The sequence below is a fragment of the Crocinitomix algicola genome (assembly GCF_001661595.2).
GTDB lineage: Bacteria > Bacteroidota > Bacteroidia > Flavobacteriales_D > Crocinitomicaceae > Crocinitomix > Crocinitomix algicola.
On record NZ_LYPF02000019.1, the window covers coordinates 66,541 to 86,320 of the forward strand.

At 35.6% G+C, this 19,780-nt stretch carries 13 protein-coding genes; 7 read left to right on the forward strand and 6 right to left on the reverse strand.

What is annotated here, in order from left to right:
• Positions 1 to 21 precede the first annotated feature (21 nt).
• On the reverse strand, positions 22 to 816 hold the full coding sequence (locus A8143_RS12650; RefSeq protein ID WP_070138281.1) for a phosphatase PAP2 family protein: 795 nt from the start codon (positions 814 to 816) through the stop codon (positions 22 to 24).
• Positions 813 to 1,946, reverse strand: coding sequence for an acyltransferase family protein (locus tag A8143_RS12655; protein WP_070138282.1), 1,134 nt, complete (start codon positions 1,944 to 1,946; stop codon positions 813 to 815). The genes A8143_RS12650 and A8143_RS12655 overlap by 4 nt, the downstream gene beginning before the upstream one ends.
• A 40-nt stretch (positions 1,947 to 1,986) precedes the next feature.
• Here A8143_RS12655 and lhgO point away from each other — a divergent pair, with 40 nt between their 5' ends.
• A complete protein-coding gene (gene lhgO / locus A8143_RS12660) occupies positions 1,987 to 3,228 on the forward strand; it encodes an L-2-hydroxyglutarate oxidase (RefSeq protein WP_083261373.1) in 1,242 nt (413 codons plus the stop codon).
• Positions 3,229 to 3,245: 17 nt separating this feature from the next.
• On the opposite strand, the gene tsaD is transcribed toward lhgO, so the two are convergent.
• Positions 3,246 to 4,268, reverse strand: a complete 1,023-nt coding sequence (tsaD, locus tag A8143_RS12665; RefSeq protein ID WP_070138342.1) for a tRNA (adenosine(37)-N6)-threonylcarbamoyltransferase complex transferase subunit TsaD — start codon at positions 4,266 to 4,268, stop codon at positions 3,246 to 3,248.
• Between the two features lie 98 nt (positions 4,269 to 4,366).
• On the opposite strand from tsaD, the gene A8143_RS12670 reads away from it, so the two are divergent.
• The gene (locus A8143_RS12670; protein ID WP_139134350.1) at positions 4,367 to 8,863 is read left to right on the forward strand and encodes a translocation/assembly module TamB domain-containing protein; all 4,497 of its coding nucleotides are present in this window, start codon (positions 4,367 to 4,369) and stop codon (positions 8,861 to 8,863) included.
• A gap of 27 nt (positions 8,864 to 8,890) precedes the next feature.
• A complete protein-coding gene (locus A8143_RS12675) occupies positions 8,891 to 10,357 on the forward strand; it encodes an acetyl-CoA carboxylase biotin carboxylase subunit (RefSeq protein WP_070138284.1) in 1,467 nt (488 codons plus the stop codon).
• Here A8143_RS12675 and A8143_RS12680 read toward each other — a convergent pair.
• Positions 10,354 to 11,445 carry an SdiA-regulated/phytase-like domain-containing protein gene (locus A8143_RS12680; RefSeq protein WP_070138285.1) on the reverse strand — a complete coding sequence of 364 codons (1,092 nt, stop codon included), beginning with the start codon at positions 11,443 to 11,445 and terminating at the stop codon, positions 10,354 to 10,356. The two genes, A8143_RS12675 and A8143_RS12680, sit on opposite strands and share 4 nt — an antisense overlap.
• Positions 11,446 to 11,524: 79 nt before the next feature.
• Here A8143_RS12680 and A8143_RS12685 point away from each other — a divergent pair, with 79 nt between their 5' ends.
• Positions 11,525 to 11,896 carry a hypothetical protein gene (locus tag A8143_RS12685; protein ID WP_070138286.1) on the forward strand — a complete coding sequence of 124 codons (372 nt, stop codon included), beginning with the start codon at positions 11,525 to 11,527 and terminating at the stop codon, positions 11,894 to 11,896.
• Between the two features lie 148 nt (positions 11,897 to 12,044).
• Here the strand turns inward: A8143_RS12685 and A8143_RS12690 are convergent, their stop codons facing one another.
• On the reverse strand, positions 12,045 to 13,067 hold the full coding sequence (locus A8143_RS12690; RefSeq protein WP_070138287.1) for a fumarylacetoacetate hydrolase family protein: 1,023 nt from the start codon (positions 13,065 to 13,067) through the stop codon (positions 12,045 to 12,047).
• A gap of 9 nt (positions 13,068 to 13,076) precedes the next feature.
• A complete protein-coding gene (locus A8143_RS12695) occupies positions 13,077 to 15,485 on the reverse strand; it encodes an alpha-ketoacid dehydrogenase subunit alpha/beta (RefSeq protein ID WP_070138288.1) in 2,409 nt (802 codons plus the stop codon).
• A gap of 218 nt (positions 15,486 to 15,703) precedes the next feature.
• Between A8143_RS12695 and A8143_RS12700 the strand changes: the two genes are divergently transcribed.
• The 3 genes from A8143_RS12700 to A8143_RS12710 all read left to right on the forward strand — a co-directional run bounded on the left by A8143_RS12700 (position 15,704) and on the right by A8143_RS12710 (position 19,758).
• Positions 15,704 to 16,405, forward strand: coding sequence for an SDR family oxidoreductase (locus A8143_RS12700; protein WP_070138289.1), 702 nt, complete (start codon positions 15,704 to 15,706; stop codon positions 16,403 to 16,405).
• Positions 16,406 to 16,688: 283 nt separating this feature from the next.
• Positions 16,689 to 17,321: a hypothetical protein gene (locus tag A8143_RS12705; RefSeq protein WP_070138290.1), complete on the forward strand. Its 633-nt coding sequence runs from the start codon at positions 16,689 to 16,691 to the stop codon at positions 17,319 to 17,321.
• A 169-nt stretch (positions 17,322 to 17,490) separates the two neighbouring features.
• A complete protein-coding gene (locus A8143_RS12710) occupies positions 17,491 to 19,758 on the forward strand; it encodes an aconitate hydratase (RefSeq protein WP_070138291.1) in 2,268 nt (755 codons plus the stop codon).
• Positions 19,759 to 19,780 lie beyond the last annotated feature (22 nt).

Consider the following 19,780-nt stretch of genomic DNA (forward strand, 5'->3'; position numbering starts at 1 on the left):
AAAGTTTAAAGAATTAGTGCTTTAAAACTTGAAGTTTAGATGTCCCCCCAAAAACGAGCTTCCAATTCTAGGTGCAAAAGTTACATCAAGTTGTGAGTGCTTGTTTTTTTTCTTGTGGAAAGGGTTCCAGTTTTTTAAGGGCTCAAAATAGTACACTGCATTGGTTACTAACATACCAATTCCTGCTCCTAATAGTACATCAGGAACCCAATGTCTGTTGTTCAAAACACGTAGGGCACCCGTGGAAATTGAAAATAAAAAACCACTGGATGCTAACAAAGGTGCTGTTTCCCTAAATTCGTTGAATAAAACTTGACTTTGCACAAATGCTTGTGAAGTGTGTCCAGAAGGATAAGCTGTATAACCTCCATTATTCGGTCTTTGAATGCCTAACCCTACTTTTAAACTCCAAACTATCCCAGAGGTAATGGCTTCAGAAATAATCAGAAATTTGGTTTGGTTCCAAACTGTGTTTTTAGCAGGGACATTTAATAAATCCGCCGTATACATGGTGAGTACAGGCGCATAGTGAATCCAATCATCAACATGTGTTCGAAAAGAGTCTTTTACAACGGACCGGAAACGCGGTTGGAGATCATATTTTATAGAATCACGCATCAAATCAATGCTAATAGCAGCCAAAAATAATGGTCCAATAGCTCTTTGGTAAAACGGGGCATTTATTTTTTGCTGAGGTACTTTAAATGGGGTAGGGTCGATGGTTTTTATAGATGTGATTTGAATGGTGTCGTTTTGAGCTAGGCCAACAGCCGCATAAAACATAATTAACAAGAGAAAGAAGATGCTTTTTTTCATTTAGAATTCTTTGGTTTCAAAGATAGAAATTTCGATTCAACAAATTTGTAACTAAAATAAGACATGAGATAGGTACCTGAAATACTTAATAGCCCGTATATCAAAATTGCTGAAAAAATACTGAATTCGTTAAACGGCACAAAACGTACAATAAGATACATCACCACTAAATGATACATATAAATACCATAGGATAACTTTCCTAAATGATTCAATAATTTTAACCGCCCCAACTTAAAAAATGAGTTTTTACCACCGATTTGATCAAGAATTATAAATGCAAAAAATAAAGAGAATATAAACCTTTGAAAAATAATTAACTCACCGGTGAAAATCTTATTTTTACCAAGAATTATAAGTACTCCGATGACATAAATTAAATACAATTTTTTGCGATTTAGTTGTTGAAGTTGAGTGACCCAATTTTTTTGATTGAAAACAGCCCATCCAATAAAAGAACCGGTTAATATATCCTGACAAACAGATAAGGTGTGGTGATAAATAATGACTTCATTTTCCCAGTAATAATAGCGAAACAAAAAAGAAATTAGATATAGGAAAAGTATGACTATTGGTAAGTTTATTTTTTTTAAATAGAATAGGACGTAGAGCAATAATCCCCAAAACAAGTAAAATTGCTCCTCAACAGCAACTGACCACGGAGCAGTTAAAAAGTTAATTGAATCATTAAATCCATACCAAATTTCATCAAAATTGGCTAAAAAAAGAAAATAATTAATTGGTTGATGAGCGGTATGGAAATCATCAAAAAGCACAGGAAACAAACCGAAACCAATTCCACCGACAATAAAATAAAGCGGCCAAATTCGTAAAGTTCGCCTAATTAAAAACTTGCCAACGTGAAAAATTCCAGTATCAGATTTCTCCTTTAAGATTAGGAAAGTGATCAAAAAACCACTTAGCACAAAAAAAAAGTTAACACCTAAACTTCCTTTACTTGTAAAAAGATAAAAACCTTTAAAAATAATCGACTCATTTATTTTTGGAAATAACCCCTTTAAATCATTGGAAAAATGTAATAAAAAGACTGAAAATGCAGCAATAAAACGTCCGGCATCCAGGTTTTGAAAGTATACAGAATTTATTTTTTTGGAATCTCCTGTGTTCAAAGCGTATCTTTCATTAGTTTTGCATCAAATTTAACTGAAATTGGAAAATAAAGAAATATTTGACGTTGCAATTGTTGGTGGTGGTATTATTGGAGCTGCTACGCTTTATAAATTGCAATTAAGAAACCCAGATTTGAAAATTCTTTTAATTGAGAAAGAAGATAAATTGGCGAACCATCAAACTGGTCATAACTCAGGCGTTATTCACTCCGGTCTCTATTATAAACCAGGTTCTTTAAAGGCTAAAAATTGCGTAAAAGGTAGGCATGAATTGGTAGCTTTTGCTAAAGAATATGGCGTTGCTCATGATGTTTGTGGAAAGGTAGTTGTTGCGACAAAAGAAGCAGAGTTGCCTTTTATGGATAAAATTTTCAATAACGGTATTGCAAATAATACAGAAGGAATTGAAAAAATTTCAGCGGAACAAGTAAAAGATATTGAGCCTTTTGTTGAAAGTATAGGCGGTATCCATGTGCCTTGTACTGGAATTATTGATTTTGTTGGAGCAACCAATAAAATGGTGGAAGTTGCATTAGGTAAGCAACCTAAATCAAAACTTATTTTAGGTGAAATGGTTATTGCCATTAACGATAAATCTAATCACAAGGAAATAGTGATGGAGCACCAATTAGCTTTTGCAAAAAAGATTATTTTTTGTGCAGGATTACAGGCGGATAGAATGGCGAAAAAAGATCAAGTTAACTTAAAAGAAAAAGTAGTTGGATTTAGGGGTGATTATTATGAACTAACGGAGCAAGCCAAACACAAAGTAAAACATCTTATTTACCCTGTTCCAAACCCCGACTTTCCTTTTTTAGGGGTGCATTTTACAAGAATGACAAATGGTGAAACCGAATGTGGACCCAATGCAGTATTTACTTTTAAACGAGAAGGTTATGGTAAAACTGACTTTAGTTTGAAAGATACTGTTGATGCATTATCTTATAAAGGTACATGGAAATTGTTTTTTGGAAATGTCAAATTTGGTATTAATGAGTATAGACGTGCTTTTTCAAAACGGTTATTCTTAAAAACACTACAAACAATGATTCCTTCACTGGAAATGGATGACATTAAACCTGGACGCTCAGGGGTGCGCGCGCTATTGTTGAGTGAGGATGGTGATACAAGGGATGATTTTAGAATAGAACACACTGACGATAGTATACATGTTCTCAATGCGCCTTCACCAGCTGCAACAGCTTCTTTAGCAATAGGGGAGTATATCTCAGAAATGGCTGAAGAGAAATTCGGTCTTAAAACTTCTTCGATAGCGTTGTAAATTTAAATTGCCCTCTCTTAAAATTTTAACCGGGCATTCGGGGTGATATCTTGTGTTGCGAATTGTCCTTCTAAGAATTTATAGTATCCAGCAATTGCTATCATACCTGCATTGTCAGTACAGTATTCAAATGATGGAATAAAGGTTCGCCAACCTTCCTTTTTACCAATTCGCTCCAATTCGCTGCGCAATAAAGAGTTTGCAGAAACACCGCCTGCAATTGCTACATCTGTAATATTGTGTTTACGACAGGCTTTTATTAGTTTTTTGAATAGCGTTTTAATTATTGTATGCTGATAGGATGCACAGATGTCAGCTAAATTCTCTTTAATGAATTGATCATTTTTCTTCATCTCCTTTTGCAGGAAGTAAAGTATACTTGTTTTTAATCCACTGAAAGAAAAATTGAAATCAGGTATATTTGAAGTGGGGAATTCAAATTTTCTAGGGTCCCCGCTTTTAGCATATTTGTCAATCAACGGTCCTCCAGGATAGGGTAAGCCCATAATTTTAGCCGCTTTGTCAAAGGCTTCCCCGGCTGCGTCATCCATGGTTTGCCCTATAATTTCCATGTCGAAATAGTTTCTCACTAAAACAAGTTGCGTATGTCCACCTGATACGGTCATACAAATGAATGGAAATTGGGGTTGTTCTGTTTGATCACCTTTTATAAAATGTGCCAAAATGTGACCTTGCATATGATTGACTGCCATCATCGGTATCCCTAATCCCATTGCGAAACTCTTGGCAAAACTCGTTCCTACAACCAACGAACCTAATAGTCCTGGGCCTTGAGTAAATGCAATCCCAGAAAGGTTGTTTTTTTGAATTCCAGCTTCTTGTATTGCGGTCTCCACAACCGGGATTATATTTTGTTGATGAGCACGAGAAGCTAATTCTGGGACTACGCCACCAAATTTCTCATGAACCTTTTGATTGGCGACTACATTGGATAGAATCCTGCCGTTTTTTAAAATAGCAGCAGAGGTATCATCACAAGATGATTCTATTCCTAAAATTATGACTTCATTATCGTTCAATTGACTATTTTTATCAAAAATTATTTGAAATCGCAAAGCTAAGTAAAATACTGAAAGGATTTGGTCGGTCAATTCACATTTTGATCGAGTTAATCATCTTGATTTTAATTTTAGTGGCCTTCTTTATTCGAACGTCCTGGTTTCAAACTTATTTAGCACAAAATCTTGCTTCTTTTCTATCGAATGAGTTGGATACAGAGGTGCGTATTGATAAAGTAGACGTCATTTTTTTTGATAAAGTAGATATTGAAGGGGTGTACATTGAAGATAAAATTAAAGATACGCTTCTATTTTCAGAATCTATTCGCGTTAACGTTGGTGGATTTAGTCTGAGCGAATCTTTTGTAGAAGTGCAGGATGTTACCTTAAATAAAACAGTTGCCAATATCCGAAAATATAAAAATGACACGACATTCAATTTTCAACATTTAATAGATTATTTCGCCAGTGAAGAAAAAGATACAACCGAAAGTTCTCCCTTTGCGGTTCGTGTAGAAGCGGTAAACTTAAATGATGTAAATTTCAGATATCAAGACCAAAATGAAGATCCTTTGCCTTTCGGAATTGATTATTCGGATCTTAATATTCAGCATCTTTATGGTCGATTTTCTGACTTTAGTTTCGAAAATGAAAATATCATTACTCGCATTGAAAATTTAAAATTTAAGGAACAAAGTGGATTAGCCTTAACCAATTTAACAGTAGACCTCTTATATAACGCTAAAATAATTGGCTTGGAGAACCTAGAGCTAGCATTGAGTAATTCTGTTTTACGTGCCGATTTCTTAAATCTCAAAACTCCAAATGGAGCAGAGGATTTTAGTGATTTTGTTCATAAAGTCGTTTTTGATAGTAAAATTATAAATACTCAAATTGATCTAGCAGATATTGCTTATTTCGTTCCAACAATTCGAGGAATGAATACCATAGTTAATATTCATAATATAAATGTTTCAGGTCCGGTTTATGGAATGCGACTTGCTCAAACTGATATTTCACTTTTACAGTCCACAAAAATTCAAGGAGATTTTCAAATACCTAATCTGGATGATCCAGAATCTGCCATTTTTAATGAAAAATTAGATTTATTTCAAACTTCAATTGAGGATATAGAGAGAATTAAACTGACACCATTTTTATCGAATCAAGATTATTTAGTTCTGCCTGCGTCTATGAAACAAGCAGAGAATATTCGAATTGAAGGTGGACATTTTACAGGGTCGTTAAATAATTTTCAGGTAGATGGTAATATAAGTTCTGGGTTGGGGAATGTGACGACTGAATATGGATTGAAATTTAAAAAAGATCCAGTTTCAAATATCTATTATTATAGTTCGGTAAAAGAGGATGGACAAAATCGAGATATTCAAGTGACAAATTTAGACCTTGGGGCATTAACAGATAACACGATGTTGGGAAAAACGACAGGTTGGTTGTCCGTTAAAAAAGGTTCTAAAGGGTTTTCGCTGGATGATTTATTAGTCTTGTTTTCTGGACGATTTGAATCTTTTGAGTTAAACGGTTATGAATACCATGATATCATAATTACCAAAGGGGAGTTCACCAATAATGTATTTGATGGAGAAGTTAAAATTGATGATGACAACTTAGCCCTAACTTATGATGGCTGGATGGACTTAAAAGATGATATGACATTTGAGTTTGACGTGAGGATTGATAGTGCTAAGCTGGCGGAGCTGAATTTCAGAGAGGATGGAATTGTGGATCGATTAAAATCTTCGAAAATTGAGGTGAAAATAAAGGGAAATAGTTTAGAAAACATAAGAGGAAAAGTTGCAATACGTGGTTTTGATTATATGGACTCATCGATTGGAACGGATATTTCATTGGATAGTTTGTACTTACAGATTGATAGAAGTGATTCTTTAGACAGGGTTTACCTGAATTCCGATTTTGTCGATTTGGATCTATCCGGAAAGTTTGACTTAGGTGATATTTGGCCGTCAATTCAACATCAATTAGCGCGGGTGGCCGATAATATGATCGAGGATGTCGATATTATAGAGTCTAACAATAAACATTTTAATCTTAATGTCAATCTTAAAGATATTAACCCATTTATGCCATACATAGACTCTACTTTGTATGTGGCTAAAGGAACCAAATTAGAGGCGGATTATAGTTTGGAAAAATTAAAAATGAAAATTGAATTGACTTCCGATCTTGTAACCTATGGAGATATGAAATTAGTAGACCTTCACTTAACAAACTATTTTGATAGTTTACGAGCTAATATGCAGTACGAAGCTGGTGAAGTATATGTACAGGATAGTCTAGGTGTTCGCTATGCGGCTATATTCTCATATTTAAAAGATAATAAATTTTCCACAAACGTTGGTTGGGATGCAATGGGGGATGTCGAACCAGCACTTTTCGCTTTTACCACTGAAATTGACAGTGCGCATAATGTTTTAACAGAGTTTAATCCTTCTTTCTTTTTCTTAAAATCACATAAATGGAATATCAACCCGAGTTCATCAATTCTGTTTAATGAAGAAATTGTAGAGGTTTCAGACTTTAGAATAGCGAATAAAAATCAATTTATCGATTTATCCGGTCGTGTTTCAAAAAATCCAAAAGATTGGTTGTATGTACAAGTGAGGGATTTTGATCTGGCGGATTTGAATGGTATGTTAGGTGAAGATCTCGGGTTAGGTGGAATTTTAAATGTTGAAGGAGGTGTTTCGGATCTCTACGATAATGTAAAGTTCATGGCGCTTTCACATATTGCTGATCTTGAAGTTAAAAATGAGCTTGTTGGAGATTTACTGGTGGATAATAAGTGGAATAAAGAAAAAAATAGTATCGAACTTAATGGAAACCTCAAAAGAGAAGGTATTGAAACGTTTAAAATTTCGGGAAGTTATTTAACAGAAGAAGAAAAAGACAACCTCGATTTAGAGTTAAATTTTGATAATACGGACATTAGCTTCCTAAACGCTTTTGAAGACCCTGAATTGTACCGCGAAATTGAAGGAATTTTAAACGGTAAATTAACCATAAAAGGAGAAGTTGCAAGTCCTCAAATTAAAGGTGGTTTAAACGTTATTGCAGCTAAAGTTCTTGTGCCAATGTTTAATGTAAAGTTTGGGCTGGATGGGCCAATTAATTTTGGAGAAAAAGGCTTTAGTACAAAATCATTAAAATTAACAGATGAAGAAGGTCATAAGGCAATCACAGCGATGGATATTCGACATAAAAATTGGTCAGACTGGAAATACGATATTCACCTAGACATGTCCTCTGATAAATCATCTAAGCGTTTTTTAGCAATGAATACAAAATATAAAGACGGTGATTTGTATTATGGGAAAGCCTACGTGTCTGGTGATGTATTCGTAAATGGTTCGACTGAATTAACTGAAATTGGAGTGAATGTAACAACACAACCGGGTACCGACTTAAAGCTGGCAATGTACGGATCGGGTAATCTTGAAGAGTCTTCGTTTATCGTTTATGATTCGGTAGTTCCACCAAGATATACAACCGATGATGGCGCAAAAGCAGCACAGCTAGAATCTTCTGGTTTGGTGATGGACTTAAACTTCAATATTACCAAAGAGACAAAAGCGACAATTGTTTTTGACCCCATTTATGAGGATCAAATAGTCGTCGATGCTGGAGAAGGTGCTATATCTTTAAATATGGATGAGTTTGGTGAAATGAAAATGTTTGGTAATTATACGATTCAAAAAGGAATGTATTTCATGCGTGTTAAGGGGCTAGTCAATAAAGACTTTATCATTCGTAATGGAAGTAGTTTAAAATGGAATATTTCTCCTTATGATGCAGATATAAATATTTTTGCAGATTATAAAACCGATGTTTCATTTGCCCCAATATTGCCGATAGGGTTGGAAGGGGATAGTGAGAAAAAAGAAAGTGTAACGGCGACAATTAATATGGGCAATACTTTGATGAGCCCAACGATTAGTTTTGCTATTTCTTCAGCGTCTGCTGGTTCTTTAGGTCAAGCAGCATTAAAATCAATCGCGGCGGATCAGGATGAGTTGAATAAACAATTTTTCTCGATTGTAGCTTTAAACAAATTTATTTCAACTAATGGTCAAGGTGGAGCATCGGGTGATGCAGCCATAGATTTTGCTCAAGATCAAATCAATGCAATTTTAGATAATATTGGCGATAATTATGAGATTGCAGCTGTACTTGACAATGGATCTACTGCTGTGGATTTAGAAACGAAAGTAGGGGAAAAGATTTCAATAAAAACAAGTTTAGGTGTAGTTTCAGGAGACGAACAACATTCAGGAGGAATTATTGGAGATGTAATTATTGAATATCGATTAAACGATGACGGAACTTTTACGGTGAATGTTTTTAACACTTCAAATCAAGGAAGTGAAGCTGAAAATGGACCTTTCACTCAAGGTGTTGGTTTACATTACTCCGAATCTTTCAATACAGCAGAGGAATTTAAGCTATTACAAGCTTTTTTAAATATATTTAGATCCAAAGAAAAAGATGTTGAAATAAATCCGAATAAGGATAACGGAAAGAAAAAAAGGGTCGAAGGTGCGCGTGAAGCGATACTTAATCCCAAAGAAGAAAATTAGATTTTTTAAAAGCATAAAGAGAGTAAAATGAAAAAAGTATTAGTAGCAAATAGAGGTGAAATTGCCTTGCGTATTATGCGTACATTGAAGAGGTTGAACATCCAAAGTGTAGCTGTTTATTCTGACGTAGATAGTGATGCTCCATTCGTTAAATTTGCTGATGAAGCTTATTGTCTTGGTGAAGCAACGCCTTCTGAGAGCTATCTAAACATGGATAAAATTCTAAAAATAGCGCTACAAACTAATACAGACGGTATACACCCTGCTTACGGATTTTTGTCTGAGAATGCGGTCTTTGCTGAAAAAGTAGCAGAGGCAGGAATTAAATTTATCGGACCATCCATTAAAGCAATAAATGTAATGGGTGATAAACTGGATGCTAAACAAGCTGTAAAAGCCTTTGATGTACCAATGGTTCCGGGTACAGATGAAGCGATTACCGATATTGCAGAAGGTAAGTCTATAGCAGAGTCTATAGGTTACCCAATTTTGATTAAAGCTTCTGCAGGAGGAGGAGGTAAAGGGATGCGTGTTGTTGAAAATAGTGCCGAATTTGAAAGTCAATTCGACCGTGCAGTTTCTGAAGCTATTTCTTCTTTTGGAAATGGGGCTGTATTTATTGAGAAATTTGTTCAACAACCTAAGCATATTGAAATTCAGATTATTGCAGATCAGCATGGTAATGTTCTACATTTGAATGAAAGAGAGTGTTCAATTCAAAGACGTCATCAAAAAGTAGTAGAAGAAGCTCCATCTCCAGTAGTGGATCAAGAATTAAGAGAACGAATGGGGCAAGCAGCAATTAATGTTGCTAAATCTTGTGATTATGAAGGTGTAGGTACAGTTGAGTTTTTATTGGATAAAGATAAAAATTTCTATTTTCTGGAAATGAATACCAGACTACAGGTTGAACACCCAGTAACAGAAATGATTACAGGACTCGATTTGGTTGAAGAACAAATTAAAGTGGCCCGTGGCGAAGCTTTATCATATACCCAAGAAGAAGTACAGTTGAAAGGCCATGCAATCGAAATTCGCGTTTATGCAGAAGATCCTATGAATGACTTTTTACCAGATTTAGGAACGCTGGTTCATTATAAACGTCCTGTTGGTTTAGGTATTCGTGTGGATGATGGATACGAGCAAGGAATGAAAATTCCTTTAAATTATGACCCAATGATAGCTAAACTTATCGTCTACGGAGAAACTCGTGAAGAGGCTATTGAAAAAACAATACAAGCAATTGATGATTATGAAATTGCAGGGTTCAGTACAACGATGGGATTCTGTCGTTTCGCTATTAATCATCCTGAATTCAGAAATGGTAATTTTACGATTAATTTTGTAGGAGATCATTTTAAACCAGAAATGCTTAGAACGCCTGTTGAATCAAATATCGCGGAAATGACTTATGGCGTATTTAACGAGCTTAAAAATAATGCTTCTCCAAAAAAAGTGTTGGATGAGTATAGCGCTTGGAAACAAAATCGCTAATAGTTAACTATTTGTATAGAGTAGGGTTCTTCATCCCAGAATTGGATATGTAGAATGTAAATGCCGCTTGGGTAATTCGATAAATCAATTATTTCGTTTTTTGAATGGATTAATTCGCTGCCCGATTGATTAAAAATTTGGTAAGATTCGAATTTGAACTCAAGATGGTACTCATTACTGTTTATACGTTTAATACTTCGCTTATTGTCAAATTTATGAAGCTCGCTATTGTTGGATGTATCAATGATTTTAAGATGCGATAAAATAGCAGGATCTGAATCTTTTTGTTCCGAACTAATGTACATTGTGTGACTATCGGACAGAGTTACTCCTTCAATTTGTATCGACCCACTCAAATCGGGGTTAAATCTTGTAAAAGAATGAGAAGATAAAGGAGAGTCACCTAATTCTGGGCAATAGAGGATGAAATCGTCAAAGATTTGATACCCTATTAATACTAAGCGTTTTGTAATAGGGTCATAATCTGCTGCTGTTACTAAACCTTCTGAATTTATAGAATCTGTTTTGTGTAACTCATATGTTCCAGGGTACTTGGAAACTGGATAGATATTTGATTTAAAATTACCCCAGTTCTTTGTAAAAATATAGAGGCTATCACCTTTAGAAATAAATGCTTCGGCATCAAAGTTTGTCTCGTAAAGCGCAGGTTCAAAGCTGGTTTGATCAGCATAACTAAACTGAATTGTATCACAATAAATAGTATCGTTTTCACTGTGCTCATATTCGTAAATTGAAATTCGGTATATTCTTAAGTCGGTTCGAATACCAGCATTATTTCCAAAATCGCCAATGTATATAAATTCTTCATCTTTACAAATATCTTCCCAATCATTTGATTCTGCATTAGCTATATGAACACGTCTAGTAATTAATGCGGTTAATGGATCTATTTCATAAAGTGTTGGACCATCACCAGAATCATTATGTGTAATCATACGATCTTCAAATAAGATTAATCCTGATGTTTCCTGAACTTCTATCGGTAGTGGATGACTTTCTATCTCAATTATTTCCTGTCCAAATACCCCTAAAGGAATAATTGTTAAAAGTAATTTAAAGAATCTCATTTTTTAATTAGTTTTGGTTTTTACTTAACAATATCGGTAAAAATTTGACAATACAGAAAATATTTAGTATAATGCAGTTATGATTTTAGACGAAAAACAAGAACATAAGGCATTAATTGAAAAGACAATTAACTATCTCGAAGATAAAGGGTACGAAAATATTAAAGCGGATATAGACGGTTACGAAACGCCGAAATCCTTTAAAATGCCTTCGAAAGGTATCGAAATTACACCAGATATTGTCGCTGAGAACAATGGTCGAGTGCAGTATATTGAGGTCGGATTAAAATCTCAAGACATTCCGTTGCTAAAAACAAAATGGAAGTTTCTAAAGACCTTAGCAGAGTTGAAAAATAGAAATTTCAGAGTAATTGCCCATAAAGGGAGCTATGGTTTTTCCGATAAACTAATGAATGAAATTAATTTAAATAAATCTGCACTAAGAATTTAACCAAAATACGGTGTGAAAAATAATTTATGAACCGACCCGATGAATATTCATCGGGTTTTTTAATGAAATGAAAACTGAATTGATTCAATTAAAAAAAGGGACTTTGCATTTTTGCGAAGCCCCTTTTCAATTATAATATTATATGTTTTTATGCTGGAGGATTGTATTTCTCAACATCTTGGTTCATCATACCAAATATAGAGTTCCCATCCTCATCATTCATATAAATCTTAACATTATCGCCAAATTGCATAAAAGGAGTTGACGGCTTTCCATCTAAAATAGTTTCAACCATTCTCTCCTCCGCTAGGCAGCAGTAACCTAAACCACCTTGAACAATCGGCTTACCAGGGCCACCGTCTTTATCCTTATTTGATATAGTTCCGGAACCAATAATTGTACCAGCACTTAGCGGTCTCGTTTTAGCTGCGTGTTCAATTAATTTCCCAAAATTAAAGGTCATATCAACACCTGCGTGAACTCTACCTAAAGGAAGGTCATTTAAATCAACAGAAATTGGTAAATTAACTTTACCGTCCTTCCATGCATCACCTAATTCATCTGGTGTAATCGCGACAGGAGAAAATGCGCTAGAAGGTTTGGACTGAACAAATCCAAAGCCTTTTCCAAGTTCTTGAGGAATTAACCCTCTTAATGAAACATCGTTCACTAACATAATTAAACGCACATAATCCAACGTTTTCTCTTTTTTAGCACCCATTGGAACATCACCGAGAATAACGGCCGTTTCAGCCTCCATGTCAATGCCCCAATCAGTAGACTCCATTTTGATGTTTTCATGCGGTGCAAGAAATGTATCAGATCCTCCTTGATACATTAACGGATCTTCCCAAAAACTTGGTGGCATCTCCGCATTTCTAGCTTTACGAACTAATTCTACATGGTTAACATAAGCCGATCCATCTAGCCATTGTGGCGCTCTCGGAAGAGGGGATGTACAAGCTGTTTCGTCAAAATCAAATGCAGCTTCAGCATTGCCAGCGTTTAACTGATCGTATTCTTCCTTTAATCGAGGTGCAACATTATCCCAGTCGTCTAACGCTGATTGCATAGTAGGTGCACTCTTAGCATGTATTGCTTTTTTTAGGTTTTTAGAAACGACAAGTAATTTACCGTCTCTACTCATATCTTTTAGTGTAGCTAACTTCATAGTCTATTTTTAATAAATTTTTGGATATTTATTCGGTTCTGCTTCATGCATTAATGCATAAACTTCATCAAAGATTGATTCAGCATTTGGTTTACTAAAATAATCGCCATCCGTGCTGTATGCAGGTCGGTGATCTTTAGCTGAAATGGTTAGTGGTTCAGAGTCTAAATGATAATAGCCTTTTTGTTTCACTAAAATCTGATCCAATAAGTAGGCAGTTGCTCCACTTGAAACATCTTCGTCTACAATAACAAGGCGGTTCGTTTTTGAAAGCGATTCGGCAACCTCATGTTTGGTATCAAATGGAATTAATGATTGAGCATCAATTAACTCAACTGATATTTCTACTTCTGCCAATTGTTTAACCACTTCTTGACAAATATTGAATGTAGAACCATATGAAACCATTGTTATATCATCACCTTCAACAACTGTTTCAATTTCACCAATTGCTGTCGTGAATTCGGTCAAGTTATCCGGTCGATTTTCTTTTGATCGGTATCCATTTAAAGGTTCAACAACCAAGGCAGGTTCGTCTGCTTGAATTAGCAAATTGTAAAACCCTGCAGCTTTAGTCATGTTTCTTGGCACGCAAACGTACATTCCTCGAATGGCATTTAAAATCATTCCCATCGGGGAACCTGAGTGCCAAATACCTTCTAACCGGTGTCCTCTTGTTCTAATTATTAAAGGTGCTTTTTGCCCGCCTTTAGTTCTGTATTGTACCGTTGCTAGATCGTCACTCATGATTTGAATAGCGTACAATAAATAATCTAAATACTGTATTTCCGCTATCGGACGTAGTCCACGCATTGCCATTCCTATTCCTTGCCCAATTATTGTGCATTCACGAATTCCAGTATCAGATACTCGAAGTTCACCAAATTTTTCTTGCATCCCTTCCATACTCTGATTCACTCCACCAATTTTTCCAACATCCTCTCCAAATGTTAAAACTTCAGGATGTTTAGAAAATAATGCGTCAAAATTATCTCTAAGCACAAGACGCCCATCGATTTTTTCATCAGTACCATAAACGGGATCAACGATAGGAATATTTTTAACGGCATCCTTCGATTGAGAGTAGAGATGCGATGAGTACTGATCATCATTACTATCCATACCACGATTCAACCAATCAATTAAAGCAGTTTTACCGGTAGACTCTTCACCGCGCATAAAACGTAAAGCTTTTCTTGCAGCAGAGAATATATCTTTTTTAATTGGTCCCATGGTTTGTTTCAAGTCGTCAGCGATTTTTTGAATAAAAACCCCATTTGAACTTTCATTTGCCATTTGATTTAAAAGACCAATAACTTCGTTAAAATCATTGTCAATTAAAGCATTAAAGGCTTTCCATGCTTTTCCTTTCTCTTCTCTTACATATTTTTTCGCGTCTTTTTCAATAGCTTCTAATTCCTCGACCTCAGCAATTCCACTGGAAAGAATAAATTCCTTAAATTTTTCTATACAGTCCATTTCACTCTCCCAAGCTAAACGATCATTCGATTTATAACGTTCATGTGATCCCGAAGTTGAATGTCCTTGAGGTTGATTAACTTCTTCAACATGAATTAAGACTGGAACGTGTTCTTCACGACATAACTTGATTGCCTTTTCATAAGTTTCGCATAAATCTGGATAATCCCAACCTTTTGTTTTAAAAATCTCAAAACCAGGTTTATCTTTAGTTCGTTGCATTCCAGATAAGGCATCGGATATACTGCCTTTTGTTGTTTGATATTTCTTGGGAACTGAAATTCCGTATCCATCATCCCAAACACTCATCGCAAAAGGTATTTGTAAAACACCTGCCGCATTCATTGATTCCCAAAAAGGTCCTTCGGATGTACTAGCATCACCAATCGTTCCAAAAGCAACTTCATTTCCTTTGTTCGTAAAGTTGGTCATATCGTGCAAAGCCTTATCTTTTCGATAAACCTTAGAGGCTAATGCTAGACCAACTAAACGTGGCATTTGACCTGCAGTTGGGGAAATGTCAGCAGAACTGTTTTTTTGTTCCATCAAATTTTTCCAAGACCCATCTTCGTTCAAACTTCGAGTCGAAAAGTGACCTCCCATTTGTCGACCTCCAGAAGCCGGCTCCACATTAATATCTGTATGTGCATACAAGGCAGCAAAATATTCTCTTACACTTAAAGCGCCAATTGCCATCATAAATGTTTGATCGCGGTAGTAACCAGATCGGAAATCTCCATTCCTAAACTGTTTTGCCATCGCAATTTGAGCTATTTCTTTACCATCTCCAAATATTCCAAATTTTGCTTTACCGCCTAAAACCTCTCTTCGCCCTAATAAAGAAGTCTCTCGAGAAATTCTAGCGAGCTTAAAATCTTCTAATACTGTAGTTTTATAGTGTTGATCTAATGAATTTAATACTTCATTTTCCTTTGACATACCTTTCTGAATTAAGTGCTGCAAAGATAGTGTTTTTTTTAGGATTTTTCAAGGTTTTCATGAGGTTGATTTTCAGTGTTCAACGTTTGCTTATTGGATTGTTCTTTTTATTTCGCATTTAATTCTTGCTTCAACTTTTTTTAAAAAAATATCCCTTCTTAACAGGTTGTTCCGTTTTTAAATCCCGAACTTTGATAAAACTGTATTAAAACTAAATTATGGAATTAAAAGATAAAGTTTACATTGTCACCGGCGGTAGTTCGGGACTTGGTAAAGCAATGGCTGAGGCACTAATTAATGAAGGTGCTAAAGTTGTAATTACGGGAAGAGATGAAAATAAATTAAATGAAGTGGCGAATGCGATAAGTGCCATTCCATTTCATGCAGATGTGGTAAAAGATGAAGAGATTGAGGCGCTTTACAAATTTGTTGACGAAAAGTTTGACCAATTAGATGGTGTAATCAATAATGCGGGAATTGCAGGATGGTCAGAGGTAGATGCGTTAAAAAGAGAAGATTTGCAAAAAGTTTTTGACGTGAATGTATTTGGAGCAGCAATAGTAGCTGCACATGCGGCGAAACGATTCAAAAAACAAAATTATGGTGATATTGTCAATATTGCTTCTACAGCTTCCCAAAAAGGGTTTAAAATGGGGTCAATTTATGCGGCTTCAAAATTTGCTTTGAGGGGGATGTCTCAAAGTTGGCAGGCCGAATTAAGGCCGTTTAATGTGAGAGTCATACAAATTAATCCTTCCGAAGTTCCAACGGCATTCAACGTAGAAAACCGTTCGGAGAGAACGCAAGAGCCAAATAAACTAAGTCCTAAAGAAATTGCAGATGTTGCTATAGCTAGTCTTAAAATGGATAGCCGCGGTTTCATTCCAGAAGTAAGTGTCTTTGCTACGAATCCTTTTTAGAGCTTATCAAAGCTTGAATTCTTTTTGGGGACATTTTTATTAAATTCTCATCAATAGAATTTGAGCTTTTTCTTTTTTTCTTGGGGTAAGTATTCAATTGTATTAAAAACATATTCTTAAATTTTGAGGAAACAATTTTCTTATTGTTCTACTAAAGGTAGTTACAATAAACGTACCGAAAATCTTAAATTGATTGTTCTAAGTGTTTCCTTGAGGGAATTGTTCATATAGTTTTTTGAACGTATATTTATCCCTTTTAGTCTTTCAAATAATACAAAAATAGATGAGATTTAAAGGTGTTGCAACAATTTTACTCTTCGCATTGGTTTGTGGATATGCATGCCAAAATGGCTCCGAAAAAGAGTTGGGCGCCAACTTCAATGATAAGGATAGTCTTCCCAAAATGGGAGAAGATTGCTCAAATAGAGAGGTGAAAAATTTCATAAATTTTTTGAATTTTAGATATGGTGATAAAGAAGAATTATTGACCGCAAAACTAGGTCCAATGACCAATGGTAATTTTTCAGAAGACTCTACATTGTTCATGTATTATTATTTACGTGTGCCTCGTGTACCGATTCAGGTTTGGGTAGATGCAAATACGAATAAGGTACGAACTGTTTTTATGGAAGTGCTCAGTTTAGAAGAGAATTTTAAAATTGATCTTGCTACAGCGGTTAATCAATATAAAATTCAACAATGTGATCAGTTTTGGTTTGGTAGAACTTCAGCAGAAATAAAAGATCAACTCGGCGAACCTACCAGTGAAGTAGTAACCAAAGATTTTGTCAATGAAATTACCTATTTGAGTGAGGATGGTAAAATTATGGTTGCGTTTAAAGTTTATCCTGAACAAGAGAATCAATGTTCTTCTGTCGCTGTAACTTGGTTTTATGATGATCTGATTGATGGATAAGTAAAAGTGAATGATAATTCGATAAAGAGGAATAAAAGCTCATGACTAGTTGTGAATCAATGTTGCAACATCTAAAAGGAAAGATATCCACCTAAATACTTTAAAATAAGGCTTAAATTGATTAAATTTGTGTACAATTCATTTTTAACAATTAAACTAAAAATATCTTATGGCATTTGATATTGACATGATCAAGAAGGTTTATGAACGTTATCCTGATCGCATTGCGAAAGCGCGCGAAATTATAGGTAAACCGATGACCTTAGCAGAAAAAATTCTTTATACCCACTTATGGGATAACCCTTTAACAGAACCGTATGTAAGAGGGAAGTCCTATGTGGATTTTGATCCAGATCGAGTAGCCATGCAAGATGCCACAGCTCAAATGGCATTATTGCAATTTATGCAAGCCGGAAAAACGAAAGTAGCTGTTCCTTCGACGGCACATGCCGATCACCTAATTCTTGCAAAAGATGGAGCTGCAGCTGATTTAGAGCGATCAAGCCATACAAATGGCGAAGTCTTTGATTTTTTGAGCTCAGTATGTGATAAATACGGAATAGGTTTCTGGAAACCAGGTGCAGGAATTATTCATCAAGTTGTTTTGGAGAATTATGCGTTCCCAGGAGGAATGATGATAGGAACAGATTCTCATACGGTAAACGCTGGAGGTTTAGGTATGGTAGCAATTGGAGTTGGTGGAGCAGATGCTGTTGATGTAATGGCGGGAATGCCATGGGAGCTGAAGTTTCCTAAAATGATCGGTGTAAAATTAACAGGAAAACTGAGTGGTTGGACTGCTCCAAAAGATATCATTTTGAAAGTAGCCGGTATTTTAACTGTAAAAGGTGGTACAGGTTGTATTGTGGAGTACTTTGGAGAGGGAGCAAAATCATTGTCTGCAACTGGAAAAGGTACAATTTGTAATATGGGTGCTGAAATTGGAGCAACAACTTCAACTTTTGGTTATGACGAATCAATGCGAAGATATTTAGCCGCAACGGGACGACAAGATGTGGTTGATGCAGCTGATAAAGTTGCAGAGCACCTCACGGGTGACGAGGAAGTATATGCAAATCCTGAAAAATATTTTGATCAAGTTATTGAAATTGATTTGGACAAATTAACTCCGCATTTAAATGGACCATTCACACCAGACTTAGCAACACCAGTTGCCGAAATGAAAAATGCTGCTGCGAAAAACGGATGGCCAACTGATATTGAATGGGCACTCATCGGTTCTTGTACCAACTCTTCATATGAGGATTTAACCCGTGCAGCTTCTATCGTAAAAGATGCAAAAGAAAAAGGGTTAGAAGCGAAAGCGCAATTAGGAATTAATCCGGGCTCAGAACAAGTTCGTTATACTTCAGAAAGAGACGGATTGCTCGATATTTTTAATTCCTTAAATGGTACCACTATTTTTACAAATGCTTGTGGTCCTTGTATTGGACAATGGGATAGAGCAGGAGCGGAAAAAGAGGAAGTAAATTCTATTGTGCACTCTTTTAATCGAAATTTTAGAAAAAGAGCGGATGGAAATCCTAATACAATGGCATTCGTTACTTCTCCTGAGATGGTAGCAGCAATTGCTATTTCTGGGAAATTAGACTTTAATCCAATGACAGATACTTTAACTAATGTGAATGGAGAAGAAGTTAAATTAACAGACCCTTCTGGTTACGAATTACCACCAAATGGATTTGCTGTTGAAAATAATGGATATCAAGCGCCAGCAGAAGATGGCTCAAACGTTAAGGTTGTTGTTGATCCTAATTCCGATCGACTTCAATTATTGACACCGTTCGATGCTTGGGATGGAAAAAACATTATGGGGGCAAAATTATTGATTAAAGCGTTTGGGAAATGCACCACGGACCATATTTCGATGGCAGGCCCATGGTTGAAATATCGTGGTCATTTGGATAATATTTCCAATAACTGCTTAATTGGAGCGATTAATGCTTTCGGAGGTGAGGCAAATGCTGTTAGGAATCAATTAAATGGTGAAATCATGCCTGTTCCAGATACAGCACGAGCATATAAAGCCGCTAAAATTCCTTCTATTGTTGTGGGTGATCATAATTATGGTGAAGGATCTTCTCGTGAGCATGCTGCTATGGAGCCACGTCATCTAGGAGTAAGGGCTGTAATTGTGAAATCATTTGCACGAATCCATGAAACTAACCTTAAAAAGCAAGGGATGCTTGGTTTGACATTCGCAAATGAAAATGATTACGATAAAATAATGGAGGATGATACCTTCAATTTTATTGATTTGGTTGATTTTGCTCCTGAAAAATCATTAACACTAGAGGTTGTGCATGGTGATGGAAGTAAAGATTTAATCGAATTGAATCATACTTATAATGAATCTCAAATTGACTGGTTTAAAGCAGGGTCGGCATTAAACTTCCTAAAGGAAAATCAGGCCTAGTACGTTTTATAAAAGTTTCTAA